Consider the following 24,527-nt stretch of genomic DNA (forward strand, 5'->3'; position numbering starts at 1 on the left):
TAGCCTTACCTTATGACGTTGTCGCAAGTGGGCGCCCCCGGGCAGTCCCGCACCGAGCCGGACGCCCCGCCGCCACCGACGCCACCGCGCGGGGACGGCCGCCGCGCCGCCTGGCCGATCGCCCTCGGCGCGGTCGCGGTCCTGCTCGCCCTCGCCGCGCTCTCAGTGTCCGTCGGCGCCGGAGAGGTCGGCCCCGGGCGGGTGCTGGATTACCTGTCGGACCGCCACGGCGCCCGCGCCGACGGCCGGCTCGCCCTCGTCGTCGGCGATCTGCGCCTGCCCCGCACGGCCACCGCCCTGCTGGTCGGCGCCGCGCTCGGGGTCGCCGGGGCGCAGTTGCAGTCCGTCACCCGCAACCCCCTCGCCGAGACCGGACTGCTCGGCGTCAACGCCGGCGCCTCGCTGGGGGTCGTGCTCGGCATCGCCGTGCTCGGCGTCCAGACCTCGTACGGGTACCTGGCCTTCGCCTTCGGCGGCGCCGTGCTCGCCAGCACGCTGGTGCTGCTCATCGCGGGTGCCCGGGGCGGGTCCCCGATGCGGCTGGTGCTCGGCGGCTCGGCGGTCGGCGCCACCTTCGGTGGGCTCACCGGCGTGCTGATCGTCAATTCGCCCGAGGCGTACGACCGGTACCGGGTGTGGGCACTGGGCTCGCTGGCCGGGGTGGAGGGCTGGACGACACTGCGCCAGCTCGCCCCGGTGCTCGGCGCGGGCTTCCTGCTCGCCCTGCTCGCTACCCGGCCGCTCACCGCGCTCGCGCTCGGCGACGACCTCGCCCGCGGCCTCGGCCACCGGCCCGGCGCCACCCGGGCCGCGGTCGCCCTCGCCGTCACCCTGCTCACCGCCTCGGCCGTCGCGCTGGCCGGCCCGATCTCCTTCCTCGGCCTGCTCGCCGGGTTCCTGGCGCGGGCCGTCGCCGGCCCCAGGGTCGGGCGACTCACCGTGCTCGCCGGGCTGTTCGGTGCCGCCGTACTCACCGGCGCCGATGTGCTGGCCCGGGTGGTGGCCCGACCGTTCGAGGCGCCGGTGTCGGTGCTCGTCTCCCTGGTCGGCGCCCCCGCGCTGATCGCGATCGTCCGCTCCCGCCGGACCGCCGCGCTCGGCATGGCCGACCCGGCCGAGCCCGCCCCCGCCCGGCGGTCCGAGCCGCCCGCGCCCGAACCCGACCTGGTGCTGCGGCGCGGCGCCTGGTCGCTGCTGCTCCCCCGCCGGGCGCTGCTCGCCTCGCTCGCCCTGGCCGCGACGCTGCTCGCCGTCGTCGTCGTGTCCGCCCACGCCGGGCAGAGCGAACTCGGCCTCGGCCGCACCCTCCAGGCCGTGTTCGGCTACGGCGACCGGCTGGACGTGCTGCTGGTGCAGAAGTTCCGGCTCGGCCGGATCGTCGCCGGGCTCGCCGCCGGCGCCGCCCTCGGCCTGGCCGGCTGCCTCACCCAGACCCTCGCCCGCAACCGCCTCGCCACCCCCGAACTGCTCGGCGTCAACGACGGCGCCACCGCCGCCGTCCTGATCTCCGCCACCGTCTCCGGCACCTTCGGCGCCTGGTGGGCCGGCCCGCTCGGCGCACTGGCCGCCGTCCTGGTCGTCACCCTGGTCTCCGGCGGGCTCGGCGCGCAGGGCTACCGGGTGCTGGTCGTCGGCCTCGCGATGTCCGCGCTCGCCTCGGCCGTCATCCAGGTCGCGCTCGCCCGCCGCTCGCTCAACTCGGCCGGCTCGCTGTACGTCTGGACCTCCGGCAGCCTCAACGGGCGGGACTACGCCGTCGCCACCCCGGTCCTGATCGGGCTGGCCGTGCTCGTGCCGCTCGCGCTGGCGGTGGCCCGGCGGCTGGCGGTGCTGCGCTTCGACGACAGCGTGGCCGCCTCACTGGGCGTCGACCCGGCCCGGGTCCGGCTCGGCTGCCTGCTGCTGGCCGTCGCGCTGGCCGGGCTGGCCGTCGGCGTGTGCGGGCCGGTCGGCTTCGTCGCGCTGGCCGCGCCCGTGGTCGCCGGGCGGCTGGCCGGGCCGGCGCGCGTGCCGGTCCTCGGCTCGGCACTGACCGGCGCCGTCCTCGTCGTGCTCGCCGACACCGTGGGGCGGGTGCTGATCGGCGGGGTGGAGATCCCGGTCGGCATCGTCACCACCGTCCTCGGCGGCCCCTTCCTGCTCTGGGTGCTGCTCGGCCGCAAGGGCACCCCCGCCTGACCTCCCCGAGGAGTCCCGCAGATGGAAACCCTTCCCCTCGTCGAGCCCGATCCGGCCGACCCCGCCTACCGCCTGGTCACCTTCGTGCACGAGGACACGTCGTGCGACGGCGTGCTCGCCCTCCTGCACACCGTCACCGACAAGGACCGGCACGCCGGCGACCTCGCCCCGCACCTGATGACCCGCCGTGACGACGGCCGCTGGTCGATCACCTACCGGCTGCGCGCCGACCACCGGGCGTCCTACCAGCTGTACCCGTTCCGCGGGGACGCCCCCGGCACCGCCCGGGCGGACTGGCTCCGCGTCCTCGACCACGCCCGCCCCGACCCGTACGACGCCGCCCCCCGGCTGCCCGCCCGCGACGGGCGCCACCCGTCGTCCGTGCTCAGCCTGCCCGACGCCCCCGCCCAGCCGTACGTCCGGCGGCGCGACGGCGTACCGCGCGGGCGGACGGTGGCCCACGAGGTGGCCGGGCGGCGGGTGGACGTCCACCTCCCCGCCGGGGACAGGCCTTCCGCCGGGGACGGGCCGTTCGCGGTGGCCGTGCTGCTGGACGGCGAGATGTGGGGCGAGGTGCTGTCGGTCGGCGACACCCTCGACAACCTGGCGGCGGACGGCGCCATCCCGCCCACCGTCGCCCTGCTCGTCCACACCATGGGCCCCCGCCGCCCCGACGACCTCAGCTGCAACCCGGCCTTCGTCGACCTCCTCGCCGACCGCCTCCTCCCCTGGGCGGCGGCGGAGTTCGGCACCACCACCGACCCGGCCGGCACCGTGATCGCCGGCCAGAGCGCGGGCGGCCTCACCGCCGCCTTCACCGCGTTCCGGCGCCCCGACCGCTTCGGCGGCGCGCTCTGCCAGTCCGGTTCCTTCTGGTGGCCGGACGAGACGGAGTTCGACGAGGGCAGCGAGTGGCTGACCCGCCAATTCGCCCGCGAGCAGCGGCGGGAGGCCCGGTTCTACGTCGAGGTCGGCCTCCAGGAGTGGATGCTGCTCGCGCAGAACCGCCACCTGCGCGACGTCCTCACCGCCCGCGGCTACGACCTCGCGTACCGCGAGTTCAACGGCGGTCACGACTACGCCTGTTGGCGCGGCGGGCTGGCGGACGGGCTGGCGCACCTGCTCGGGGGCGCCTGACGGTTCCCGGGGGATCGGCGGACCGGCGGACCGGCGGACCGGCGCGCGGCGACGGGGGCGTGCTAGCGTCCCGGTGGCGGCGCGCCGGTGACCGCCCCGGACGAGATGTGCGCCGTACCCGGCCCGCCAAGACGACGCACCCAGGGAGACGTCATGGCCGCCGGTGCCCCGATCGCCCGTCCGCTCGACGTGCGGTGGATCCACGGGTCCCCGTCCGCGAAGCACAACACGGACCCGGACATCCAGGTCCACGCGTACGACGAGCACACCGCCATCCTGCGGCAGAACAAGGCGGTCAACTACGAGGCGCCGTTCCTGTTCCTGCTGTTCGGGGGCGAGCGGGCCGTCCTGATCGACACCGGGGCCACCGCCTCCGCCGCGTACTTCCCGCTGCGCACCGTGGTCGACGGACTCATCGACCGGTGGCTCGCCGACAACCCCCGCGACGGCTACGGACTGCTCGTCCTGCACACCCATCCGCACGGCGACCACGTCGCGGGCGACGGGCAGTTCGCCGACCGGCCCGCGACGACCCTGGTCGGCGCCGACCCGGCCACGGCCTGGCCGTACTTCGGCTTCGACCAGGATCCGGACGCCGTCGCGCGGGTGGACCTGGGCGGCGGCCGGGTGCTCGAATGCCTGGCCACCCCGGGCCACCACCCGGCGGCCGTCACCTACTACGACCCGTGGACGGGCCTCCTGCTCACCGGCGACACCGTCTACCCGGGCCGCCTCTACATCGACGACTGGCCGGCCTTCACCCGCACCGTCGACCGGCTGATCGACTTCGCCGAACGCCGCCCGGTGACGCACCTGCTCGGCTGCCACATCGAGATGACCCGCACCCCCGGCGTCGACTACCCCATCCGCACGACCCACCAGCCCGACGAGCCGCCCCTGCAACTGACCGTCGGGCACCTCCGGGCCATCCGCACCGCCCTCGCCGACCTCGGCGACCGGCCGCGCCGGCACGCCCTGCCCGACCTGATCCTCTGGCCGAGCGCCTGAGCCGGAAGGTCGCGTCCAACGAACTGACGCCGCACCCCGCGATCGCGGGGTGCGGCGTGGCCGTTCAGTCGGCGGGGGGTGGTGCCGGCGCCTCGCGGGGGAGGCGGCTGGTGAGGAGGGTGCCGGCGGCGACCAGGGCGGCGGTGAGCAGGAGGGCGAGGCGGTAGGGGCCGGGTGAGCCGCCGTCGGTGTCCAGGGCGCCGATGAGGGCGGCGGTGGCGGCGATGCCGAGGGCGCCGCCGAGGGTGCGGACGATGGTGAACAGGCCCATGGCGCGGCCCATCGCCGGCCCGGGGACGTCGGCGAAGCCGGCGATCTGGACGGTGAGCACGGCGGTGCCCAGGACGAGGCCGACCGCGAACATCAACGCCCTTACGGCCCAGGGGTTCTCGGCGAAGCCGAGGGCGGCCAGGACGAGGGCGGCGAGCAGCAGCGCGGGCAGCGCGAGACGGCGGGGGCCGAACCGGGGCAGCAGGCGGTCGACCACCTGGGAGGCGGCCATCAGGCCGATCGCCTCGGGGAAGACGCTCAGCCCGGCGTCGAGGGCCGAGGCCCCAAGGGCGGCCTGGTAGAGCAGCGGGAGGACGAACAGGGCGCCCATCAGGCCGGCCGAGGTGAGCAGGGCCAGCCAGGTGGCGGTGCCGAAGGTGCGGTCGGCCAGCTGCCGCAGGTCCACCAGTGGTTCGGAGGAACGGAGTTGGTGGCGGACGGCGATGCCGAGCAGGAGGAGCCCGGCCACGCCGCCGAGCGCCACTCCCGGCGAGGACCAGCCGTGCGCCGGGCCGAAGCCGAGCGCGTAGGTGAGCAGTCCGAGGCCGGGGGTGGCGAGCAGGAAGCCGGTGGTGTCGAAGCGGCCGGCCGGGGGCTCGTCCGCCGCGCGCAGGCCGATGAGCCCGGTCACGACGGCCGCGATCCCGATCGGCACGTTGACCAGGAACAGCCAGTGCCAGGAGAGGTGTTCGGTCAGGAGGCCGCCGAGTGGCGGGCCGAGGGCGGGCATCAGGGCGGTCGGGACGATCAGGATCCGGCTCAGGCCGGCCCGCTCGTGCGGGGCGAAGGCCCGGAACAGCAGGGTCATCCCGACGGGGGTGAGCAGCCCGCCGGCCACGCCCTGGACGGCCCGCGCGGCGGCGAGCGAGCCGAGGCCGGGAGCGGCGGCGCACAGGGCGGAGGCGAGGGTGAACGCGGCCAGGGAGCCGAGGAAGACCCGTTTCACACCGAACCGGTCGCCGAGCCAGCCCGCCGCCGGCAGGCCGACGGCGAGGCCGACCAGGAAGGCCGTCTCGACGGCGTTGGCGGCCGAGACGGGCCGCCCGAAGTCCTCGGCGATGGTGAACAGCGCGGGGTTGACGATGGTCGAGTCCAGGCCGTTCATGCACATCGCGGCGGTGTAGACCACGACCACCGCGGCGCGCCCCGCGAGCAGGGGGCGGGCCGGGGCGGCCTCGACGGCCGGAGGGGTCACAGGTCGGTCCAGTGGGCGGTGATCCACTGCACGGCGTCGGCGCGCTCGCACGGGCCGTGGGAGACGTTCCAGCCGGCCGGGACGGCGGCGAAGGCCGGCCAGATCGAGTGCTGGGCGTGGTCGTTGACGAGGGCGAGGAACTCGCCGTCGCCGTCGAAGGGGTTGGCGGGGGCGTCACTCATCGGAGGACTTCTCCAGGTGGTCGGCGATCACGCGGGCGATGTGGGCGATCGGGGCGGGCAGGGTCATGTCCTTGTGCGAGCAGGCGACGTCGGTGTTGTCGATGCGCCCGGACACGTACGGGGTCCAGAGTTCGGGCACCAGGGTCTCGTCGATGGTGTCGACGGTGGCGCGGAAGAACAGCACGTCGCCGTCGAAGGGGCGGTGGTCGTGGCCCCGGACGAGGTGGTTGGTGTTGAGGTAGATCCGGTTGAGGGCGGCCACGGTGGCGTCGTCGAGCCCGGCCAGCGGGCTGCCCTCGCGGCGCAGCAGCTCGGTGACGGCGGCGAGTTCGAGCGGCCGCCCGGCGAGGTCCTCGGGGCCGTAGCCGCCCATGGTGAGCAGCGCCTCCAGCGCCTCGGCCTGGTCGGGGACGGGCAGGTCGCGGAAGCCCTCGGCGGGGTAGGCGTCCAGGATCGCGAGCAGTTCGACGGCGTGGCCGAGGTCCTGGAGCCGGACGGCGACGGCGTGCGCGATGATCCCGCCGGTGGACCAGCCGAGCAGCCGGTACGGGCCCTCGGGCTCGACCTCGCGCAGCCGGTCGACGTAGTGCGCGGCCAGTTCGTCCAGGGTCCGCGGCAGGGGCCGGGCCGCCGTGGCGGCGCCGACGCCCTGGGCCTGGAGGCCGTAGATCGGCAGGTCGGCGGGCAGGTGGCGGATCAGGCCGGTGTAGCACCAGCTGAGGCCGCCGGCGGGGTGGACGGCGAACAGCGGGGTCCGGCGTCCGGGCGCGGCGGGCCGCAGCGGGAGCAGGACGTCCAGCGCGTCGGCGCTCTGCGAGCCGGCCGCCAGGGCCGTGTCGAGGGCGGCGACGGTGGGCGACTGGAACAGGGTGCCGATGCCGACGTCCAGGCCGAGCAGTTCGCGGATCCGCCCGGCGAGGCGGACGACCAGCAGCGAGTGGCCGCCGAGGGCGAAGAAGTCGTCGTCGACGCCGACCGCCGCGACGCCCAGCACCTCGGCGAAGAGTTCGCACAGCTGCTGTTCGCGCGGGGTGCGCGGCGGGCGTCCGGCGCCGGTGGCGGGCGCCTCGGGGGCGGGCAGGGCGCGGCGGTCGAGCTTGCCGTTGGCGGTGAGCGGCAGCCGGTCGAGCAGGACGACGGCGGAGGGCACCATGTGGGCGGGCAGGTCGGCGGCCGCGTGGGCGCGCAGGTCCTCGGGCGTCGGGGCGGCGACGCCGTTCGGCTCCTCGGGGCCCGCCGTGGTGACCGCGTAGCCGACCAGGCGCTTGTCGCCCGGGGCGTCCTCCCGGACGACCACGGCGGCGTCGGCGACGCCCGGGTGGGCGGCCAGCACGGCCTCGATCTCGCCGAGTTCGATCCGGAAGCCGCGCAGCTTCACCTGCTGGTCGGCGCGGCCGAAGTACTCCAGGACGCCGTCGGCGCGGCGGCGGGCGAGGTCGCCGGAGCGGTACATCCGGGTGCCGCGTTCGCCGAACAGTTCGGCGTGCGGGTCGGCGACGAAGCGTCCGGCGGTGAGGTCGGGGCGGCCGAGGTAACCGCGGGCCAGGCCGGCCCCGGCGACGTACATCTCGCCGGTGACGCCGGGCGGGACGGGCTGGAGGTGCTGGTCCAGGACGTAGACCCGCAGGTCGGGGATGTTGACGCCGATGGTGCTGCTGCTCCCGGCCGCGGCGGTGGCCCGGTCGAGGGCGAGGTAGGAGACGTGCACGGTGGTCTCGGTGATGCCGTACATGTTGACCAGGGTGGGCGCGTCCTCCGGGTGGCGGGCGTACCAGTCGTCGAGCCGGGCCAGTTCGAGCGCCTCGCCGCCGAACACCACGTAGCGCAGGGCGAGTTCGGACCCGGGGCGGTCCCGGTCGGCGGCGCTGAGCTGGTAGAAGGCGGACGGGGTCTGGTTGAGCACGGTGACGCGTTCGCGGGCGAGCAGGTCGAGGAAGGCCGCCGGGTCGCGGCTGACCAGGTGCGGGACGACGACCAGGCGGCCGCCGTGCAGCAGGGCTCCCCACAGCTCCCAGACGGAGAAGTCGAAGGCGTAGGAGTGGAAGAGGGTCCAGACGTCGTCGGCGCCGAAGCCGAACCAGTGGTCGGTGGAGCGGAACAGCCGGACCACGTTGTGGTGGGTGACGGGGACGCCCTTGGGCCGGCCGGTGGACCCGGAGGTGTAGATGACGTAGGCGGTGTCCTCGGCGCGCAGCGGGCGGGTGCGCTCGTGCTGGGCCAGCGGGGTGGCGGGGTGAGTGGCCGGGTGGGTGGCCGACTCGGGCCCGTCGACGAGCAGTTGGGGCACCTGGTGGACGGGCAGCCGGGGTGCGGTGGCGCGGTCGGTGAGCAGGGCGGCGGGGGCGGCGTCGGCCAGCATGTAGGCGAGGCGGTCGGCCGGGTAGTCGGGGTCGAGCGGCAGGTAGGCGGCGCCGGACTTGGCCACCGCCAGGAGGGCGACGACGAGTTCGACCGAGCGCGGCAGGGCGAGGGCGGCGATGGTGCCGGGGCCGATGCCGTTGGCGGCCAGCAGCCGGGCCAGGCGGTCGGCGCGGGCGGCGAGTTCGGTGTAGTCGAGCTGCTCGTCACCGTAACTGACGGCGACGGCGTGCGGGTTGGCGGCGGCCGCGGCCTCGAACAGCTCGGCCAGGGTGGCGCTCGGGGCCGAGGCGTGCGGGGTCGGGGTGGGCAGGGCCGAAGTGTGTGGGGACGAGGTGTGCGGGGTCGAGGTGCCCAGGGTGCCGTTCCATTCGACGAGGGCGCGCAGCCGCTCCTCCTCGCCGATCAGCGGGAGCCGGCCGATCGCGGTGTCGGGGGCGCCGGCGGCGGCGGTGAGCAGCCGGGCGAGGCGGGTCGCGAGCCCTTCGACGGTGGCGGCGTCGAAGAGGTCGGTCCGGTACTCCAGGAAGCCGCCGATGCCGCCGCCGGGGAGCTCGCCCGCGTTGAGGGTGAGGTCGAACTTGGCGGTGCCGCTGGGGACGGCGGCGATCCGGGCGGTGAGGCCGCCGCCCAGCGGGTGGGGCTCGTCGGGGCGGCTCTGCCAGGCGAGCATCACCTGGAACAGCGGGTGGCGGGCGAGGGAGCGCGGCGGGTTGAGCTCCTCGACCAGCCGGTCGAAGGGCAGGTCGGCGTGCTCGTGGGCGGCCAGGACGGTGCCGCGGACCTTGCCGAGCAGCTCGCGGAAGGTCGGGTCGCCCGAGGTGTCGGTGCGCAGGACCACGGAGTTGACGAAGTAGCCGACCAGGTCGGCGGTCCCGGGGTCGTCGCGGCCGGCGACCGGGGTGCCGACGGGGATGTCGGTGCCGCAGCCGTGCCGGGTGAGCAGGGCGGCGAGTCCGGCCTGGACGGCCATGAAGACGGTGCCGCCGGCGGCCCGGGCGAGGGCGGCGAGGGCGGCGTGGGCCTCGGCGCCGAGGGTGAAGGGCACGGTGGCGCCGTGGTGGCCGGCGACGGCGGGGCGCGGGCGGTCGGTGGGCAGTTCCAGCTGGTCGGGCAGGCCGGCCAGGGCGGTGCGCCAGTACTCCGACTGCCGCGCGGCGAGCGGGCTGGGCGCCTCGGCGGTGCCGAGCAACTGCCGCTGCCAGGCCGTATGGTCGGCGAACTGCACGGCGGGAGAGGGGAGTTCCGGTGCGCGGCCGGCCAGCCGGGCGGTGTAGGCGGCGGACAGGTCGCGGACCAGCGGGGTGGTGGAGGCGCCGTCGCTCGCGATGTGGTGGAGCAGCAGGAGCAGGGTGTGTTCGGCCGGGCCGTGGGTGAACAGGGTGGCGCGCAGCGGCGGCCGGCCGGTGAGATCGAAGGCGTGCCGGACGGCTTCGGCGAGCTCGGTGCCGTCGTGCAGTTCGACGGGCGCGGCGGGCAGCACCCGCTGGTACGGCGTGCCGTCCGGCTCCTCGCCGTAGACCGTGCGCAGCACCTCGTGCCGGGCGGTGAGGTCGCCGAGGGCGAGGGTGAGGGCGGTCCGGTCGAGCGGGCCGGTGAGGGTGAGGGCGAGCGGGATGTTGTAGGTGGGGCTTGGGCCCTGGAGCCGGTGCAGGAACCACAGGCCGCGCTGGGCGGGCGACAGCGGCATCCGGTCGGTGCGCGGTACGGGCACCAGTGCGGGGCGGGCCTCGGGCTCGCCGCCAGGGTGCGCGTCGAGCAGGGCGGCGAGCGCGGCCGGGGTCGGGTGACGGAAGACGTCGGCGAACCCGACGGCGGCGTCGAAGGTCTCGCGCAGCCGGGCCGCGAGGCGGCCGGCCAGCAGTGAGTGGCCGCCGAGGTCGAAGAAGGAGGCGTCCCGCCCGGGTGCCTGCGGCAGGTCGAGGACGTCGGCGAACAGCCCGCAGACCAGTTCCTCCTGCGGCGTGGCCGGGGCCGTGCCGGGCTCGGCGGCGGCGGGCTCGGGCAGGGCGCGGTGGTCGAGCTTGTCGTGGGCGGTGCGCGGCAGTTCGTCGAGGACCAGGACGGCGGCCGGGACCATGTGTCCGGGCAGCCGGGCCGCGAGGGCGGCCCGCAGCGCGGCCGGGTCGAGGGCGACGCGGGGGACGGGGGCGGGTTCGGTGGAGTCCTCCGGCATGGCCTCGGACTCGGAAACCTCCTCGGGAGCCGCCTCAGGAGCCGCCTCGGGAAGCGCCTCGGGGACGACGTAACCGAGCAGCCGCTTGCCCTGCGGGCCGGGGCGGGCGATCACCACGGCCTGGGCGACGCCCGGCAGTTCGGCGAGGACGGCGGCGATCTCGCCGGGCTCGATCCGGAAGCCGCGGATCTTCACCTGGTCATCGGCGCGGCCGAGGAATTCCAGGGTGCCGTCCGGTCGGCGGCGGGCGAGGTCGCCGGTGCGGTACATCCGGTCGCCGGGCGGGCCGAACGGGTCGGCGAGGAAGCGTTCGGCGGTGAGGTCGGGGCGGCCGAGGTAGCCGCGGGCCAGGCAGGCCCCGGCGACGTACAGTTCGCCGGCGGCGCCGTCGGGCGCCGGGCGCAGCGAGCCGTCGAGGACGTAGGCGCGGGAGCCGCGCACCACCCGGCCGACCGGGGCGCCGTCCGGGCCGGGCGTCCAGGCGTAGGCGTCGACGGTGGTCTCGGTCGGGCCGTAGAGGTCGATCGGGTGCAGGCCGGGCGCGGCGGTGAGGCGCTGCCACAGGGCGGGCGGGGTGGCCTCGCCACCGACCGCGATGACCGCCGGGCGGTGCCACTCCTCGTCCAGGATGCCTTCGGAGAGCAGGACTTCGAGGTAGGAGGGGGTGACATCGAGGTAGTCGACGCGTTCCCGGTGCAGGTGACCGGCCAGGGCGGCCGGGTCGCGGTAGGTGGCGTCGTCGAGCAGGTGCAGCTCGTGGCCGTGGACCATCCACAGCACCGGGTCCCAGGAGGCGTCGAAGGCGAACGAGGCGCTGTGGGCGACGCGCAGGCGCTCGCGGCCGGTGCGCCGCACGGCCGGGGCGATGTGGTCCTCGCCGTGGCCCGCGTACAGGTTGGCCAGCGAGGCGTGGGTGACGACGACGCCCTTGGGGCGGCCGGTGGAGCCGGAGGTGTGCAGCACGTAGGCGGCGTGGTGGGGCCGGGGGGCCGGGGGCGCGGTGGCGGGCTCGGCGTCCGCGTCCCCGGGAAGAACGGTGGGCAGGCCGGCGGGGAGGTCCAGTCGGGCGAGGGCCTCGGCGGTGCCGACCGCGCAGACCGGGCGGGCGTCGTCCAGGACGGCGGCCAGGCGCTGCCGGGGGTGGGCGAGGTCGAGGGAGACGCAGGCGCCGCCGGCCTTGAGCACGCCGAGCATCGCGACCAGGGTGTCCACGCCGCGCGGCAGGGCGAGCGCGACCGGCGCACCGGCGCGCACGCCGAGGGCGTTCAGGCGGTGGCCGAGACGGTTGGCGGCGGCGTCCAACTCGGCGAAGGTGAGGGCGGCTCTGCCGCTGCGGACGGCGACGGCGGCCGGGGTGCGGGCGGCCTGCGCGGCGAACAGCTCGGGCAGCGTCCGGTCGAGCGGCGGCTCCGTGCGGCCGGCGGTGGCGCGGCGCAGGCCGTCCGGGTCGAGCAGGTCGATCCGGGCGACGGGCGTCTGCGGGGCGGTGAGCAGCAGGTCGGCGAGGGCGTCGAGGTAGCGCAGCAGCCCGTCGCGGTGGGCGGCGAGCGAGGCGGCGTCGTGGCGGGCGGGGTCGGCGTCCAGGACGAGGCGCAGCGCTCCGCCGGGGGCGGGCGAGACGTTGACGGCGAGGTCGTCGACGGGCCCGGCGGCGAGGTTGCGGACGACGCCGGGCAGGCCGGCCAGGTCGAGGTCGCCCTCGAAGGCCTTGATGTTGACCATCGGGCCGAACAGGGCGCGCCGCTCGCCGGTCAGCCCGAGGTCGCGGCGCAGGTCCTCCAATGGGTAGCGCTGGTGGCGGCGGACGACGCGCAGTTCGCGGACCACCCGGCGCAGCAGCGCCTCGGCACTGTCGGCGGGGCGGACGGCCAGGCGCAGCGGGAGGATGTTGGCGGCGGCGACGGGGGTGCGCAGGGCGGCCGGTCCGCGGCGGTTGGCGAGCGGCAGGCCGAGCACGACGTCCTCGGTGCCGGCCACGCGGTGCAGGTAGCCGGCGGTGGCGGCGAGGAGCAGTTCGGCCCAGGTGGCACGGGCGGTGGCGGCCGCGCGCTCCAGGCGGTCGCGGGTGCCGGCGGGCAGCTCGGCGGTGAGGCGCAGGGGGGTCTGGGCCGGGGTTGCGGACGGCGCGGGCGCCGGGCTGCCCGGCAGGGTCGCCGGGGTGTCGGCGCCGGCCAGGCGCTCGGCCCAGTAGGCGCGGTCGGCCGGGTACTCCTCGCCGTCCCGGTAGGCGGTCTCCTCGGCGGCGGCCTCGGCGAGGGTGGCGAACGGGCGTGCGGCGGGCTCGGTGCCGGTGGCGTACGCGGTGTACAGCTCGGCGAGGCGCTCGCCGAGGAGGTTCAACGCGTAGGCGTCGACGGCGAGATGGTGGATCCGCCGGTACCACTGGTACTGGTCGTCGGCGAGGCGGATCAGCGCGTGGGTGAACAGCGGGCCCTCGGCGAGGTCGGCCGGGCGGGCGAGGTCGGCGCGCATCCAGGCCTCGGCCTCGGCGGCCGGGTCGTGCGCGGCGCGCAGGTCGAGGTGGTGCAGCGGCCAGCGGCGGCCGGGGCGCGGCTGCTGGCGGGGTGTGCCGTCCGGGCCGGTGACGACGACGGCGCTCAGCGCCTCGGCCTCGTCGACCGCCTGCCGCAGCGCGTCCTCGAACCGGGCCTCGTCGAGCGGGCCGGTGATCTCGACGGCGTCGCCGGTGTTGTAGGCCGGGCTGTCGGGGTCGAGTGACTGCGCGTACCAGATGGCGGCCTGGGCGGCGAGCAGCGGGACATCGACGGCCTGGGTTTCGACGGCAGGCATGGTTCGGGGTGCTCCTCGGGGTCCGGCGAACGAAACGCCTAATTAGGTTAGCCTAACCTAACTTCATATGACCTGATCAACGGCCCCTCAGCGCAGGGGCCCTGACAGCACGGAGGCTCCGCCCATGCCCCTGACCGCGACCAAACAGGCCGTCCGCGAACGCGTCCACGCGCACCGCGCGGAACTGCTCGCGCTCAGCCACCGCATCCACGCCCACCCCGAGACCGCGTTCGAGGAGTACCGCGCGGCCGCCTGGTGCACCGAACTCCTGCGCGCCCACGGCTACGCCGTCACCGCGCCCGCGCACGGACTGGACACCGCGTTCACCGCGAGCCTGGGCAGCGGGCCGGTCACCGTCGCACTCGTCTGCGAGTACGACGCGCTGCCCGGCCTCGGGCACGCCTGCGGGCACAACCTGATCGCCGCCGCCGGCCTCGGCGCGGCACTCGGCCTCGCCCCGTACGCCGACCGACTCGGGCTCACCGTACGGGTGATCGGCGCGCCGGCCGAAGAACGCGGAGCCGGAAAGGCGCTGCTGCTCGAGGCGGGCGCCTTCGACGGCGTGGACGCGGCGATGATGGTGCACCCCTGCCCGGTCGAGGTCGCCGACTTCCGCTCCTTCGCGCTCGGCACCCTCTCCGTCCGCTACACCGGTCGCGCCGCCCACCCGAGCCTCAACCCGCACCAGGGGCGCAACGCCGCCGACGCGCTCACCGTCGCCCAGGTCGCCCTCGGGCTGCTGCGCCAGCACCTGCCGCCGCAGTGGCGGGTGCACGGCATCACCACCGCCGCCGGCACCGCGCCCAACCTGATCCCCGACAGCGCGAGCGCGGAGTACGAGATCCGCGCCTCGGCAGCCGAGGACCTCGCCCGGTTGCGCGCCCGGGTCGAGGACTGCTTCCGGGCCGGGGCGCTCGCCACCGGCTGCGAGGTGACGCTCGACCGGCCCGAACCGGACTACCTGGACATGCGCTCCGACCCCGCCCTGCTCGCCCTCTGGCGGGCCAACGCGGCGGCTCTCGGCCGGCCGGAGCCGGTCGAGAGCGGGCCGTTCGCGTGCACCGACATGGGGAACGTCTCCCACGCCGTGCCCGCCATCCATCCGGTGCTGGACATCACCGGCGGCGCCTGCGCCCCGCACGAGGCCGCGTTCGCCGAGGCCGCGGTGGGGGCGGAGGCCGACCGGGCGGTGCTGGACGGCGCGGTCGCCATGGCCTGGACGGCGGCGGACCTGGCGGCGAACGGCTGACGATCGGCGGCAGACAGATGACAACTTTCAGATAACAGATTTCATCATCTGTCATCTGAAAGTTGTTCGCTGAACGTCGTCATCTGTCAGCCGCGCAGCAGCGCCGCCTGCGTCGCCCGCACCGCCGTGACGCCCAGTTCCCTCACCAGTTCCCCGACCTCGCCCGGCCGTTGCGGATCGGCCAGCACCACGGCGGCGCCGGTCCGCAGCGGCCAGAGGAACTCCCAGAGCGGCAAGCCCAGTTGCAGCACCCGGTCGCCCGGGCCGAGCGGGTGGGCCGCCTGGAGCTCACGCACCCGGCGGTCGGCCTCGGCGTGGGTGAGCCGGACGGCGGCCGGGCGCCCGCCCGGGCCGTAGCCGACGCACAGCAGGTGCTGCGGCGTGAGCGCCCGGGGCGGGTCGGTGGCCAGCTCGCCGTCCACGTCCAACCCGGTCAGCGCCTCCGGCACCCCCTCCCCCAGCACGCACACCGGCACGGTCTCCGCGAGCAGCCGCTCCCGGCGCCCGGGCGCGTCCGCCGGGTCCAGCGGCAGGTACGCCGCGCCGGACTTGGCCACCGCGAGCAGCGCGGTCAGCAGCTGCGCCGGGTGGCGGGCCGGCGCCAGGCCGACCACCGCTCCCGGCCGGGCGCCGCGCGCGGCCAGGGCGCGTGCCAGCCGGTTGGCCGCGGCGTTCAGGTCCCGGTACGTGACGACCGCGCCGCCCGCGAGCAGCACCGCGGGGGCGTCCGGGGTCCGGGCGGCCTGCGCCTCGACCGGCCCCACGACGGTGGTCGGCGGGTACTTCGCCGCCCGGTCCGCGCGCGGGGGCGTCTGCGGCCCGGCGGCTTCCAGCAGCACGGTCTCCATCAGGCCGCGCCGAGCAGTGCGGCCCAGGCCTCGACGGCCGGGCGCTCGGCCAGTTGCACGAACGCCACCTCGGCGCCCTCGGCCCGCCAGCGCTCGACGAGCGCCATCAGCCGGACCGAGTCCAGGCCCCAGTCGGCCAGGTTCTCGTCCAGCGGGACGTCCGCCGGGTCCTCGCCGAGCAGGTCGGCGACCTCGGTCCGGATCCGCTCCACGGTGAAGGCCATGCCCGTCACTTCCCTTCCAGCATCGCGAACACGGCGTCGGTGGTGGTGACCCGCACCCCGACGTGCGCGTACACGCCGGTGGTCACCAGTTGGTCCCGGCCCTGCTCGCGCGGCAGCCGGTCCAGATCAGTGCGTACGAAGGCGCTGTCCTTCCACCTGGTGAGCAGCGTGTCGCCCGGCGCGGGGGCGACGGCGCCTGCGAGGGGACGGGAGGGAATGCGGGGCAGGCCCACGGCGGTCCTTCCTTCAGTGAGTAGGGAGTGCGGCCGCGATGGCGGCGCGCAGGTCCTTCTTGCTGACCTTGCCGATCCCGGTGGCGGGGAAGCTTTCGACGAACTCGACCCGGTCCGGCACCTTGTACTCGGCCAGTCCGCGCTGTCGCACGAAGCGCTTCAACTCGACGCTCCTGGGCGGCTGTTCGCGCTGCTCGGCACGCAGGACGACGTAGGCGCAGGTGCGTTCGCCGAGGTAGGGGTCGGGCATCGACACCACCGCCGCGTCGTGCACGGCGGGGTGGGCGAGCAGGTAGTTCTCGATCTCCTCGGCGGCGACCTTCTCGCCGCCCCGGTTGATCTGGTCCTTGGCCCGGCCCTCGACCACCAGGTGGCCGGTGGGGGTGCGGCGGACGAGGTCGCCGGTGCGGTAGAAGCCGTCGGCCGTGAAGGAGTCGGCGTTGTGCTCGGGCGCGTTCCAGTAGCCGCGGATGGTGTACGGGCCGCGGGTGAGCAGGTGGCCGGTGGCGCCGTCGGGCAGGTCCTGGTCCTGGTCGTCGACCACCCGGACCTCGTCGTCCGGGGAGATCGGCCGGCCCTGGGTGGTGGTGATCAGCTCCTCCGGGTCGTCCAGGCGGGTGTAGTTGACCAGCCCCTCCGCCATGCCGAACACCTGCTGGAGCGTGCAGCCGAGCACCGGGCCCACCCTCCTGGCGGCCTCGGCACTGAACTTGGCGCCGCCGACCAGCAGCACCTCCAGGCTGTCCAGGCCCCCCGCGCCGGGGCCGCCCGCGTCGCGCTCGGCGGCGTCCAGCCAGAGCAGGGCCAGCGGCGGCACCAGCCCGGTGATGGTCACGCCCTCGCGCTCGATCAGCGGGAAGGCCGTCTCCGGGTTGGGCCGCGGGCACAGCACCACCCGGCCGCCCGCGTACAGCGTGCCGAGCGAACCGGGCGAACTGAGCGGGAAGTTGTGGGCGGCGGGCAGCGCGCACAGGTAGACGCTGTCCTCGTCGAGCGCGCACAGCTCGACCGAGCCGCGCAGCGAGTAGATGTAGTCGTCGTGGGTGCGCGGGATCAGCTTGGGCACTCCGGTGCTGCCGCCGGAGAGCTGGAGGAAGGCGACGCTCCCGGGCTCCGGCTCCTCGGTGGGCCCGGGCCCGTCGCAGGGCACGTCGGCCAGCCGGAGGTGCTCGCCCGGGTCGTCGCCGGCCACCAGGACCAGCCGCAGCGCCGGGCTCTCCGCCTTGACCCGGGAGGCCAGTTCGCGGTAATCGAAGCCGTTGTCGACGGCCGCGACGACGTAGCCGGCCGCGCCGGTGAAGGAGCAGAAGTGGCCGATCTCGGTGGTGCGGTGGGCGGGCAGCGCGAAGACCGGCAGCGCGCCGATCCGGAACAGCGCGAAGACCACCTCGAAGAACTCGGCCACGTTGGGCAGTTGGACCACCACGCGGTCACCGCGCCCGATCCCCCGGGCGAGCAGCCCGGCGGCCATCCGGTCGACGCGGCGGTCGAGTTCGGCGTACGTCCAGCGCCGCCCCTCCCCCGCCGGGTCGACGATCGCGATCCGCTCGCCGTGCGCGGCGGCGCGCTCGCGCAGCATCCGCCCGAAGGTCTCGCCGCGCCAGTACCCGGCGGCCCGGTAGCGCTCGGCGAACTCGGCGGGGTACGGGGTGAAGGCGGACTCCTGAACGGAGGCCCGGTCCACGACGGGAGTCCGACCCTGCGTCGGAGACGTTCCCGGCACCGTCACCGCGGCACCCCCGCGGCGTCCAGGAAGGTGCGGAACTTGGCACTGGTCTCGGCGAGTTCGTCCTCGGGCCGGGACCGGTCGACGACGCCCGCGCCCGCGTACACCCGCAGGGTCCGCTCGTCCGCCTCCGCGCAGCGGATGGTGACCACCCACTCGCCGTCGCCGTCCGCGTCACCCCAGCCGACCATGCCGGTGTACAGGCCCCGGTCGAAGGGCTCGACCTCGCCGATCACCCTCCGGGCGACGGCCGTCGGCGTGCCGCAGACCGCCGGGGTCGGGTGCATGGCGGTGGCCAACTCCAGGGCGGAGACCGCCGGATCGGCCAGTTCGCCGGTGATGGTGGTGGCCAGGTGCCACATCGCGGCGGTGCGCACCAGGGTCGGCCGCGCCGGCACCTCCAGGGTGCGGCAGTACGGCGCCAGCGCGGCGCGGATCGCGTCCACCACGACGGCGTGCTCGTGCAGGTCCTTGGGCGATTCCAGCAGTGCGGCGGCACGCCGGACGTCCTCGCCGAGATCGGCGCTGCGCGGCACCGAACCGGCCAGCGGGTTGGCCAGGACGGCCGTTCCGCGCCGGGAGAGCAGGAGTTCGGGGCTGGCGCCGATCAGCGTCCGCCCGCCACCGGCGGGGACGGCGAAGGTGTAGCCGCCCGGGTCGCGGCGGCCGAGCCGCTGGAGGATCGCGGGCAGGTCCAGCGGGCGGTCGGCGCTCAGCTCCAGCGTGCGGGCCAGCACGACCTTGCTCAACTCGCCGCCGCGCAGCCGCTCGACGGCCGCCGCGACGCCCGCGCCGTACGCGGCCGGCTCGGGGATCGGACGCACCTGCCAGTCGACCAGCTCGGCCGGCGGCGCGGGCAGCGCGATCAGCGGGTCGTCGCACAGCGCCCCGGCTCTGCGGACTCTCTCGGGGACGGCGAGTTCGACCCGGCTGTCGTGGTCGAACGCCACCGCGCCGACCACCAGCGGCCGTTCGACCCCGGCGCGACGGGCCTCGGCCAGCGTCGCGGCGACCCGGACGGGCAGCGGGCGCCCGTCCTGCGGGACCCGGGCGTGCACCCCGGCGGTGAGCAGGGTGCGGGTCGGCGAGGCGAAGAACGCCTCGTCGGCCGTGGCCCGGTACTGGCCGAGCAGGCCGCTGGCCGCGCCGATGACGGCGTGGTCGGGGGCCGGGGCGGGAGCGCCGGCGGGCCCGGCGGGGGCCGGGGCGGCGGGGGCGGGAGCGGCGTGCTCGACGACACCCCCGGCGGGGGCGTGGTGCACCGTGGTCACCGTGAAGTCTCCAGTCTGGGACGGTCTGGACGGTCTGGGCGTCGGGGAGGAAGGACGGGGGGCTCGGGGAGGGAGGTCAGGGCATGGCCGACGCCCGGGGGTTGCCCAGGGCGCGGAGGGGAGCGGAGGGAAGCGGCGGGGAAGACGCGGGGAAGCCGGGGGCGGCGAGGGCGTCAGGCGCGCAGGGTCGCGCCGCCGTCGACGTAGAGGTCGTGCATGGTGATGTGCCGGGCCCGGTCGGAGGCCAGGAAGACCACCGCCTCGGCGATGTCGGCCGGTGCGGCGATCCGCCCGAGCGGGATTCCGACCCGCCAGGCACCCAAGTCGCCTTCGATGACCCGCCGTTCGGCGGCCTCGGCGTCCTCGCCCCAGAGCGCGCGCTGCATCCCGGTGTCGGTCGAGCCGGGCGAGACGATGTTGCACCGCACGCCGGAGCGGGCGAGTTCCAGCCCGAGGCAGCGGGTGAACATGGTGGCCGCCGCCTTGGACGCCGCGTACGCGGCCATGCCGGCGCGCGGTACCCCGGCGGCGTTGGAGCCGACGGTGACCACGGCGCCGCGGCCGCGGTCGGCCATCCGGCGGCCGACCGCGCGGCCGGTGTGGAAGACGCCGGTGGTGTTGACCGCGAAGGTCTCCGCCCAGTCCTGGTCGGTGAGTTCGACGACGGGCGCGGTGCGCAGGATCCCGGCGACGTTCACCAGCGCGGCGATCGGCCCGAGTCGGCGCTCGATCAGGTCGACCGTGTCGTCCACCGCCCGGCCGTCGGCGACGTCCAGGACGTACGGGTGCACGGCGGGCGACTGTGCCGCGAGGGCGGCGAGCGGGCCGGGGTTGCGGTCCACCGCGGCGACGACGGCCCCCTCGGCGACGAGCGCCCGGGCCACGGCCGCACCGATGCCCTGCCCGGCCCCGGTGACCATCGCGACGGCACCGGCGAATTCGGACTGTTGCACGGACATCCCCTCCGACCAGCAATATTAGGTAAGCCTAACCTAACACATACGTTCGGCTGCGCCGATGCCCTGTGCAGCCGTCAACTCACCGCCGTCCCCCTCGACTCCGACCCGATCGCCGCCATTTCCGGGCGCGCCGGCACGAGACGTTTCGTCTCGCCGATTCGGTGGACCGGACCCCCCGGGGCCGCGGTGCCGCAGGGGGCTGGAGGACGGCGAACTGCCGGACGGCGACCGGGAGCTGAGGGGGGCTCCCGGTCACTCACGAGAGGCCCGCGGGCCCCGGAGGCAACTCAGCCCGTCGCACCCGTGGCACCCGCCGCCGGAGCCGTCGGCGCCGCCGGGGCCGGGGCGAGACCGGTGCAGCCCCGGAGGGCGTCGCGGCGCTTGCGGGCCGCCTCGGCGGTGGCGCCGGTGACCGGGACGGGCACGCCCTTGTCGTCGATGGTCGCCGGGGCGAAGGCCTCGCCGGTGACCTTGCCGTCGCGGGTGAGGGTGAGGGTGGTGACGCCGGTCTCGTTGGAGAAGGCGTAGTTGGAGGTGCCGTACCAGAGGAAGTTGCCGAAGCCGTAGCCGATGTACGTGTTGCCGAGCATGCCCGAGCCGACCATGGTGTGGGCGTGGGTGCCGACCACGGCGGTGGCGCCGGCGGTGGCCAGCTTCTTGGCGACGGCGGTCTGCGGGCCGGTGGGGCAGGCCTTGCCCTCGTCGCCCCAGTGCAGGTAGACGAGGACGACGGGCGCCTGCTGCTTGGCCGCCTCGACCGCCTTGACCAGTGCGGGGACGTCCAGCGCGGAGGCGATGCCCGGCTTGTTGGCGCCGGCCCGCCACTTCTGGTTGGTGAGGTCCTCGACCTGGCTGGCGGCGACGACGGCGACCTTCACCCCGCGCACGGTGGTGACGTACGGGGCGTACGCCTCCTTGGCGTTGCGGCCGACGCCGACGACCGGGATCGGTGAGGAGTCCTTGGCGGCGAGCGTGTCGGTCAGGCCGTCGGCGCCGAAGTCGACGGCGTGATTGTTGGCCATGGAGACGACGTCGACACCGGAGTCCTTGAGCGCCGAGAGCGCCTTGGGCGAGGTGCGGAAGGTGTAGGTCTTCGGCTCGGGGGCGCCGCGCCCGGTGATCGCCGTCTCCAGGTTGAGGACGGACAGGTCGGCGTCGGCGAGCGTTCGCGAGAGCGGGCCGAGGGCCTGCTCGGGCGGCTGGACGGCGAGCCGGGCCTCGGTGCGGCCCTCGAAGTGGACGTCTCCGGCGAACGCGACGGTGATGCTGCCGTCGGGCCGGGGCGCGGCGTTCTTCCCGGCGCCGGATCCGGACGGCGTCGCGCCCGGGCTGGCGGAGGTGCCCGCCGCCCCGCCGGAGGAGGCCGCGGCCGAGCCGGGCGCGGCGGCGGGCGCCGGGGCGGGGTCGTCGGGCCCGCAGGCGGCGACGGCGGTCAGGCCGACGAACAGCGCGACGGCGGCCGCGGCACGGCGCATGAGTGGTTCCCCCCGGGTCGATCCAGAAGCGGTCAGCCTACGGCACGGCTTCCGCACCCATCCGCCTCGGTTCCGCAACATTCCGGGCACAACACCGACAGGCCGAACACCAACGGCCGGACACCAACCACCGGACAGCAGCCACCGAACACCCACGACCGGACACCCACCGCCGGACACCAAAGGCTGGAGCACCGGGCGCCGAGGACTGAGCGCCGCCCCGGCGCGGTAGGAGATGCTGAACCACCCCCGTCCGCCACAGCCCGGAGCCGCACCCACCCCATGGACGACACCGATACCACCGCCTCCACCGGCCCCGCCCCCGCCGGCGGCCCACCGGCCGACTTCACCCCCGCCGAGCGTGCCCGTGGCCGCGCGCTGCGCCGCGCCCAGCTGCCCTGGGCACTGGGCGGGCGGCTGGCGGGCCTGGCGCTCACCCTGCTGCTCGGCCTGACCCCGGCCGGGGCCGGCCTGGTCTCGGCCGTCGGCGGCTGGTTCGGCGGCTCCCGGACGGCCGGGGTACTGGCGGGCGCGGCGGCCCTGGTGGTGCTCGGCCAGGCGTTGCAGCTGCCGTTCGGCGCCCGGCTGCGGGTGGTCCGGGCCCGGTACGGGCTGGTGACGCAGGGCTGGGGCGGCTGGGCGGTGGACGCGCTGCGCGGCCTGGGGCTGGCCCTCGTGCTGGTCCTTCCGCTCGCGCTCGGGCTGTTCGCGCTGACCGCCTGGTCGCCGCGGCACTGGTGGCTGCCGGCGGCGGGCGCGGCGGCGGTACTGACGGCGGCGCTGTCCTTCCTGCACCCGCTGCTGATCGAGCCGGTGTTCAACCGCTTCACTCCGATGCCGCCGGGCCCGCTGCGCAGCGCCCTGCTGGCGCTGGCCGAGCGGGACGGCGTACGGGTGCGGGACGTCCTGGTGGCGGACGCCTCGCGGCGGACCACCGCGCTCAACGCGTACGTGTCGGGGCTGGGCGCGACCCGCCGGATCGTCGCGTACGACACGCTGCTGTCGACGGCCACGCCGCGCGAGGTGGAACTGGTGGTGGCGCACGAGCTGGGCCACGTGAAGCACCGGGACGTGCCGTTCGGCACCTTGCTGGGCGCGGTGGGCGCGGCCGTGGCGGTGGCCGTGCTGGGGGTGCTGGGCTCCTGGCAGCCGCTGCTGTCGGCGGCGGGGGCGACGGATGCGGCCGATCCGCGGGCACTGCCGCTGCTGGCGGCGTGCGCGGCGCTGCTGGGGGCGCTGTCGGGGCCGGCCCAGTGCGCGGTGAGCCGCCGGATCGAGGCCAGGGCGGACCGACACGCGCTCGAACTGACGTCGGACGCCGAGCAGTTCGTCGCGATGCAACGCAGACTGGCCTTGGCGAACGTCTCCGATGTCGACCCGCCGAGGGCGCTTGAGCTACTGTTCGCCACTCACCCGAGTGCGACCCGCCGGATTGCCGCCGCCCGCGCCTGGCAGGCCACTCAGGGACGGGGAGGCCCGGAGCGGCGCGCGAACCCGGGGGAATCCGTTGTATAGTGCAACAAATATCGAGGAGGTAGAAACGCCCGTGCCCGGCCGCCAGTCGTCCATCGACGCCATCCAGCGCGAGCTGACCGCCTTCGCCCGGCGCGCCCGGCACAAGGCCTCCCAGCTGCATCCCGACCTCTCCCTGGTCACCTACAGCATCCTCGACCTGATCACCGAGCGCGGCGGCTGCCGGGCCGCCGACGTGGCCGCCCACTTCATGCTCGACAAGTCGACCGTCAGCCGCCAGGTCACCGCCCTGGAGAAGCTCGGCCTGCTGCGGCGCGAGGCCGACCCGGACGACCAGCGCGGCCAGATCCTGCGCGCCACCGAGGCCGGGCTCGCCCTGCTGCAGGACGCCAACGAGCAGCGCCGGCTGGCCTTCACCGCCCGCTTCACCGACTGGTCCGACGAGGACGTCGCCCGCTTCGCCGCCTACCTGGCCCGCTACGGCGAAGAGGGCTGAGACCCCCTGTACGGGGTGCGCCCGGGGGCCTCCGGGGTGCGCCCCACCGCCCCGACGGTGTACAGAGGAAAGGTGCCACTCCGGCAGCGTCCCCGTGACCCGCACCCCCGCGACCGCCCGCGCGACCGCCGCCGCTCCCGGCGGCCCGACCGTCGCGCGCTGACGGCGCTGTCGCTCGCGCTGATCGTCGTGATCACCGCCGTCGACATCCTCTCCCCCGCGCAGATCCACCTCGGCCCGCTGCTGATCGTCGCCCCCGCGCTCACCGCCTCCTACGCCGGCGCCCGGGCCACCGCCGGAGTCGCCCTGCTGGCCCTCGCCGCGCTCACCGTCATCGGCATCACCCGGGACGGCATCACCAGCGCCAACATCGAGACCCAGCTGGGCGCACAGCTCGTCGTCTCCGCCCTGATCATCGGACTGCGGGCGCTGCGCGAACGGTACGAGCGCGAGCTGGCCCAGGTCCGCTCGGTGTCCGAGGCCGCCCAGCGGGTCCTGCTGCGCCCACTGCCGGACCGGATCGGGCCGCTGCACCTGGCCTCCGTCTACCTCGCCGCCGAGGCCGAGGCACAGGTCGGCGGCGACCTGTACGCGGCCGCCCGCACCGCCACCGGCACCCGGCTGCTGGTCGGCGACGTCCGCGGCAAGGGCCTGTCCTCGCTCGGCGACGCGGCCCTGCTGCTCGGCGCCTTCCGCGCCGCCGCCCACCTGCACGCCGACCTGCCCGGGCTCGCCGCCTACCTGGACGGCAGCGTCTGCTGGGACCTCGCCCAGCTCGGCGAACAGGCCCGCCGGCGCCGCCTGAGCGGCGAGGACCCGGACGAGGCGGCCCCGCCGGAGGACAGCGGCGAGTCCTTCATCACCGCCGTCCTGCTCGACATCCCCGACGACGGCACGGCGGTCCGGCTGATCGACTGCGGCCACCCGCCCCCGTTGCTGCTGCGCCCCGACGGCATCACCACGCTCGCCGCCCGCCGCCCGGCGCCGCCACTGGGCCTGGGCGAGCTCGCCCCGGTCCGCTACGAGGTGGAGACCTTCCCGTTCCACCCCGGCGACCGGCTGCTGATCTACACCGACGGCGTGATCGAGGCCCGCGACGCCGACCGGCGCTTCTACCCGCTCACCGACCGCGTCACCGCCTGGCAGGACGAACGCCCGACCGCCCTGCTCCACCACCTGCGCCGCGACCTGCTCGCCCACGTCGGCGGCCGGCTGGACGACGACGCGGCGATGGTCATCGTCGAGCGGCTTCCCTAGCTCCCCCGACAGCTCCCCCGAC

At 75.8% G+C, this 24,527-nt stretch carries 16 protein-coding genes, 1 pseudogene and 1 riboswitch; of the genes and pseudogenes, 7 read left to right on the forward strand and 10 right to left on the reverse strand.

Features of this window, described 5'->3' with window-relative positions; all coding sequences use genetic code 11:
* Positions 1-12: 12 nt before the first annotated feature.
* The 3 genes from fhuB (at position 13) to ACIQVZ_RS04660 (ending at position 4,323) form a co-directional block, all read left to right on the forward strand.
* On the forward strand, positions 13-2,178 hold the full coding sequence (gene fhuB, locus ACIQVZ_RS04650; RefSeq protein WP_402447218.1) for a Fe(3+)-hydroxamate ABC transporter permease FhuB: 2,166 nt from the start codon (positions 13-15) through the stop codon (positions 2,176-2,178).
* A gap of 21 nt (positions 2,179-2,199) precedes the next feature.
* Complete coding sequence (gene fes, locus ACIQVZ_RS04655; RefSeq protein ID WP_402447220.1) at positions 2,200-3,315, forward strand: enterochelin esterase; 1,116 nt, start codon at positions 2,200-2,202, stop codon at positions 3,313-3,315.
* Positions 3,316-3,395: 80 nt separating this feature from the next.
* Positions 3,396-3,456, forward strand: a riboswitch (guanidine-III (ykkC-III) riboswitch).
* Between the two features lie 12 nt (positions 3,457-3,468).
* Positions 3,469-4,323, forward strand: coding sequence for an MBL fold metallo-hydrolase (locus ACIQVZ_RS04660; RefSeq protein WP_402447221.1), 855 nt, complete (start codon positions 3,469-3,471; stop codon positions 4,321-4,323).
* A 64-nt stretch (positions 4,324-4,387) separates the two neighbouring features.
* Here ACIQVZ_RS04660 and ACIQVZ_RS04665 read toward each other — a convergent pair whose 3' ends face one another.
* The 3 genes from ACIQVZ_RS04665 to ACIQVZ_RS04675 are packed head-to-tail and all read right to left on the reverse strand — an operon-like array spanning position 4,388 to position 13,294.
* On the reverse strand, positions 4,388-5,788 hold the full coding sequence (locus tag ACIQVZ_RS04665) for a DHA2 family efflux MFS transporter permease subunit (protein WP_402447223.1): 1,401 nt from the start codon (positions 5,786-5,788) through the stop codon (positions 4,388-4,390).
* Positions 5,785-5,970 (reverse strand): MbtH family protein, encoded by a 186-nt coding sequence (locus tag ACIQVZ_RS04670; RefSeq protein WP_350874961.1) that lies wholly within the window; start codon positions 5,968-5,970, stop codon positions 5,785-5,787. Before ACIQVZ_RS04670 ends, ACIQVZ_RS04665 begins: the two co-directional genes overlap by 4 nt.
* Positions 5,963-13,294, reverse strand: coding sequence for an amino acid adenylation domain-containing protein (locus ACIQVZ_RS04675; protein ID WP_402447226.1), 7,332 nt, complete (start codon positions 13,292-13,294; stop codon positions 5,963-5,965). Before ACIQVZ_RS04675 ends, ACIQVZ_RS04670 begins: the two co-directional genes overlap by 8 nt.
* A gap of 124 nt (positions 13,295-13,418) precedes the next feature.
* Between ACIQVZ_RS04675 and ACIQVZ_RS04680 the strand changes: the two genes are divergently transcribed.
* A complete protein-coding gene (locus ACIQVZ_RS04680) occupies positions 13,419-14,543 on the forward strand; it encodes an amidohydrolase (RefSeq protein WP_402447228.1) in 1,125 nt (374 codons plus the stop codon).
* A gap of 86 nt (positions 14,544-14,629) precedes the next feature.
* Here ACIQVZ_RS04680 and ACIQVZ_RS04685 read toward each other — a convergent pair whose 3' ends face one another.
* The 7 genes and pseudogenes from ACIQVZ_RS04685 to ACIQVZ_RS04715 all read right to left on the reverse strand — a co-directional run bounded on the left by ACIQVZ_RS04685 (position 14,630) and on the right by ACIQVZ_RS04715 (position 21,279).
* The gene (locus ACIQVZ_RS04685; RefSeq protein WP_402447230.1) at positions 14,630-15,391 is read right to left on the reverse strand and encodes an AMP-binding protein; all 762 of its coding nucleotides are present in this window, start codon (positions 15,389-15,391) and stop codon (positions 14,630-14,632) included.
* Entirely contained in the window at positions 15,391-15,615 is a 225-nt protein-coding gene (locus ACIQVZ_RS04690; RefSeq protein WP_402447232.1) for a phosphopantetheine-binding protein, read from the reverse strand. Before ACIQVZ_RS04690 ends, ACIQVZ_RS04685 begins: the two co-directional genes overlap by 1 nt.
* A 32-nt stretch (positions 15,616-15,647) precedes the next feature.
* Positions 15,648-15,818, reverse strand: a pseudogene (locus ACIQVZ_RS04695) (isochorismatase family protein); the annotation flags it as partial.
* 43 nt (positions 15,819-15,861) lie between these two features.
* Entirely contained in the window at positions 15,862-17,532 is a 1,671-nt protein-coding gene (locus ACIQVZ_RS04700) for a (2,3-dihydroxybenzoyl)adenylate synthase (protein WP_402447233.1), read from the reverse strand.
* A gap of 41 nt (positions 17,533-17,573) precedes the next feature.
* Complete coding sequence (gene dhbC, locus ACIQVZ_RS04705; protein WP_350875648.1) at positions 17,574-18,725, reverse strand: isochorismate synthase DhbC; 1,152 nt, start codon at positions 18,723-18,725, stop codon at positions 17,574-17,576.
* Between the two features lie 293 nt (positions 18,726-19,018).
* Positions 19,019-19,804, reverse strand: coding sequence for a 2,3-dihydro-2,3-dihydroxybenzoate dehydrogenase (locus tag ACIQVZ_RS04710; protein WP_402447235.1), 786 nt, complete (start codon positions 19,802-19,804; stop codon positions 19,019-19,021).
* Positions 19,805-20,091: 287 nt separating this feature from the next.
* Positions 20,092-21,279 carry a CapA family protein gene (locus ACIQVZ_RS04715; protein WP_402447237.1) on the reverse strand — a complete coding sequence of 396 codons (1,188 nt, stop codon included), beginning with the start codon at positions 21,277-21,279 and terminating at the stop codon, positions 20,092-20,094.
* A 282-nt stretch (positions 21,280-21,561) separates the two neighbouring features.
* On the opposite strand from ACIQVZ_RS04715, the gene ACIQVZ_RS04720 reads away from it, so the two are divergent.
* The 3 genes from ACIQVZ_RS04720 to ACIQVZ_RS04730 all read left to right on the forward strand — a co-directional run bounded on the left by ACIQVZ_RS04720 (position 21,562) and on the right by ACIQVZ_RS04730 (position 24,505).
* The gene (locus ACIQVZ_RS04720) at positions 21,562-22,794 is read left to right on the forward strand and encodes a M48 family metalloprotease (protein ID WP_402447238.1); all 1,233 of its coding nucleotides are present in this window, start codon (positions 21,562-21,564) and stop codon (positions 22,792-22,794) included.
* A gap of 31 nt (positions 22,795-22,825) precedes the next feature.
* Positions 22,826-23,248 (forward strand): MarR family winged helix-turn-helix transcriptional regulator, encoded by a 423-nt coding sequence (locus tag ACIQVZ_RS04725; protein WP_063349838.1) that lies wholly within the window; start codon positions 22,826-22,828, stop codon positions 23,246-23,248.
* A 72-nt stretch (positions 23,249-23,320) separates the two neighbouring features.
* A complete protein-coding gene (locus ACIQVZ_RS04730; RefSeq protein ID WP_350886977.1) occupies positions 23,321-24,505 on the forward strand; it encodes a PP2C family protein-serine/threonine phosphatase in 1,185 nt (394 codons plus the stop codon).
* The last annotated feature ends 22 nt before the right edge of the window (positions 24,506-24,527 follow it).

The organism is Kitasatospora sp. NPDC098663, assembly GCF_044760075.1.
Lineage (GTDB): Bacteria > Actinomycetota > Actinomycetes > Streptomycetales > Streptomycetaceae > Kitasatospora.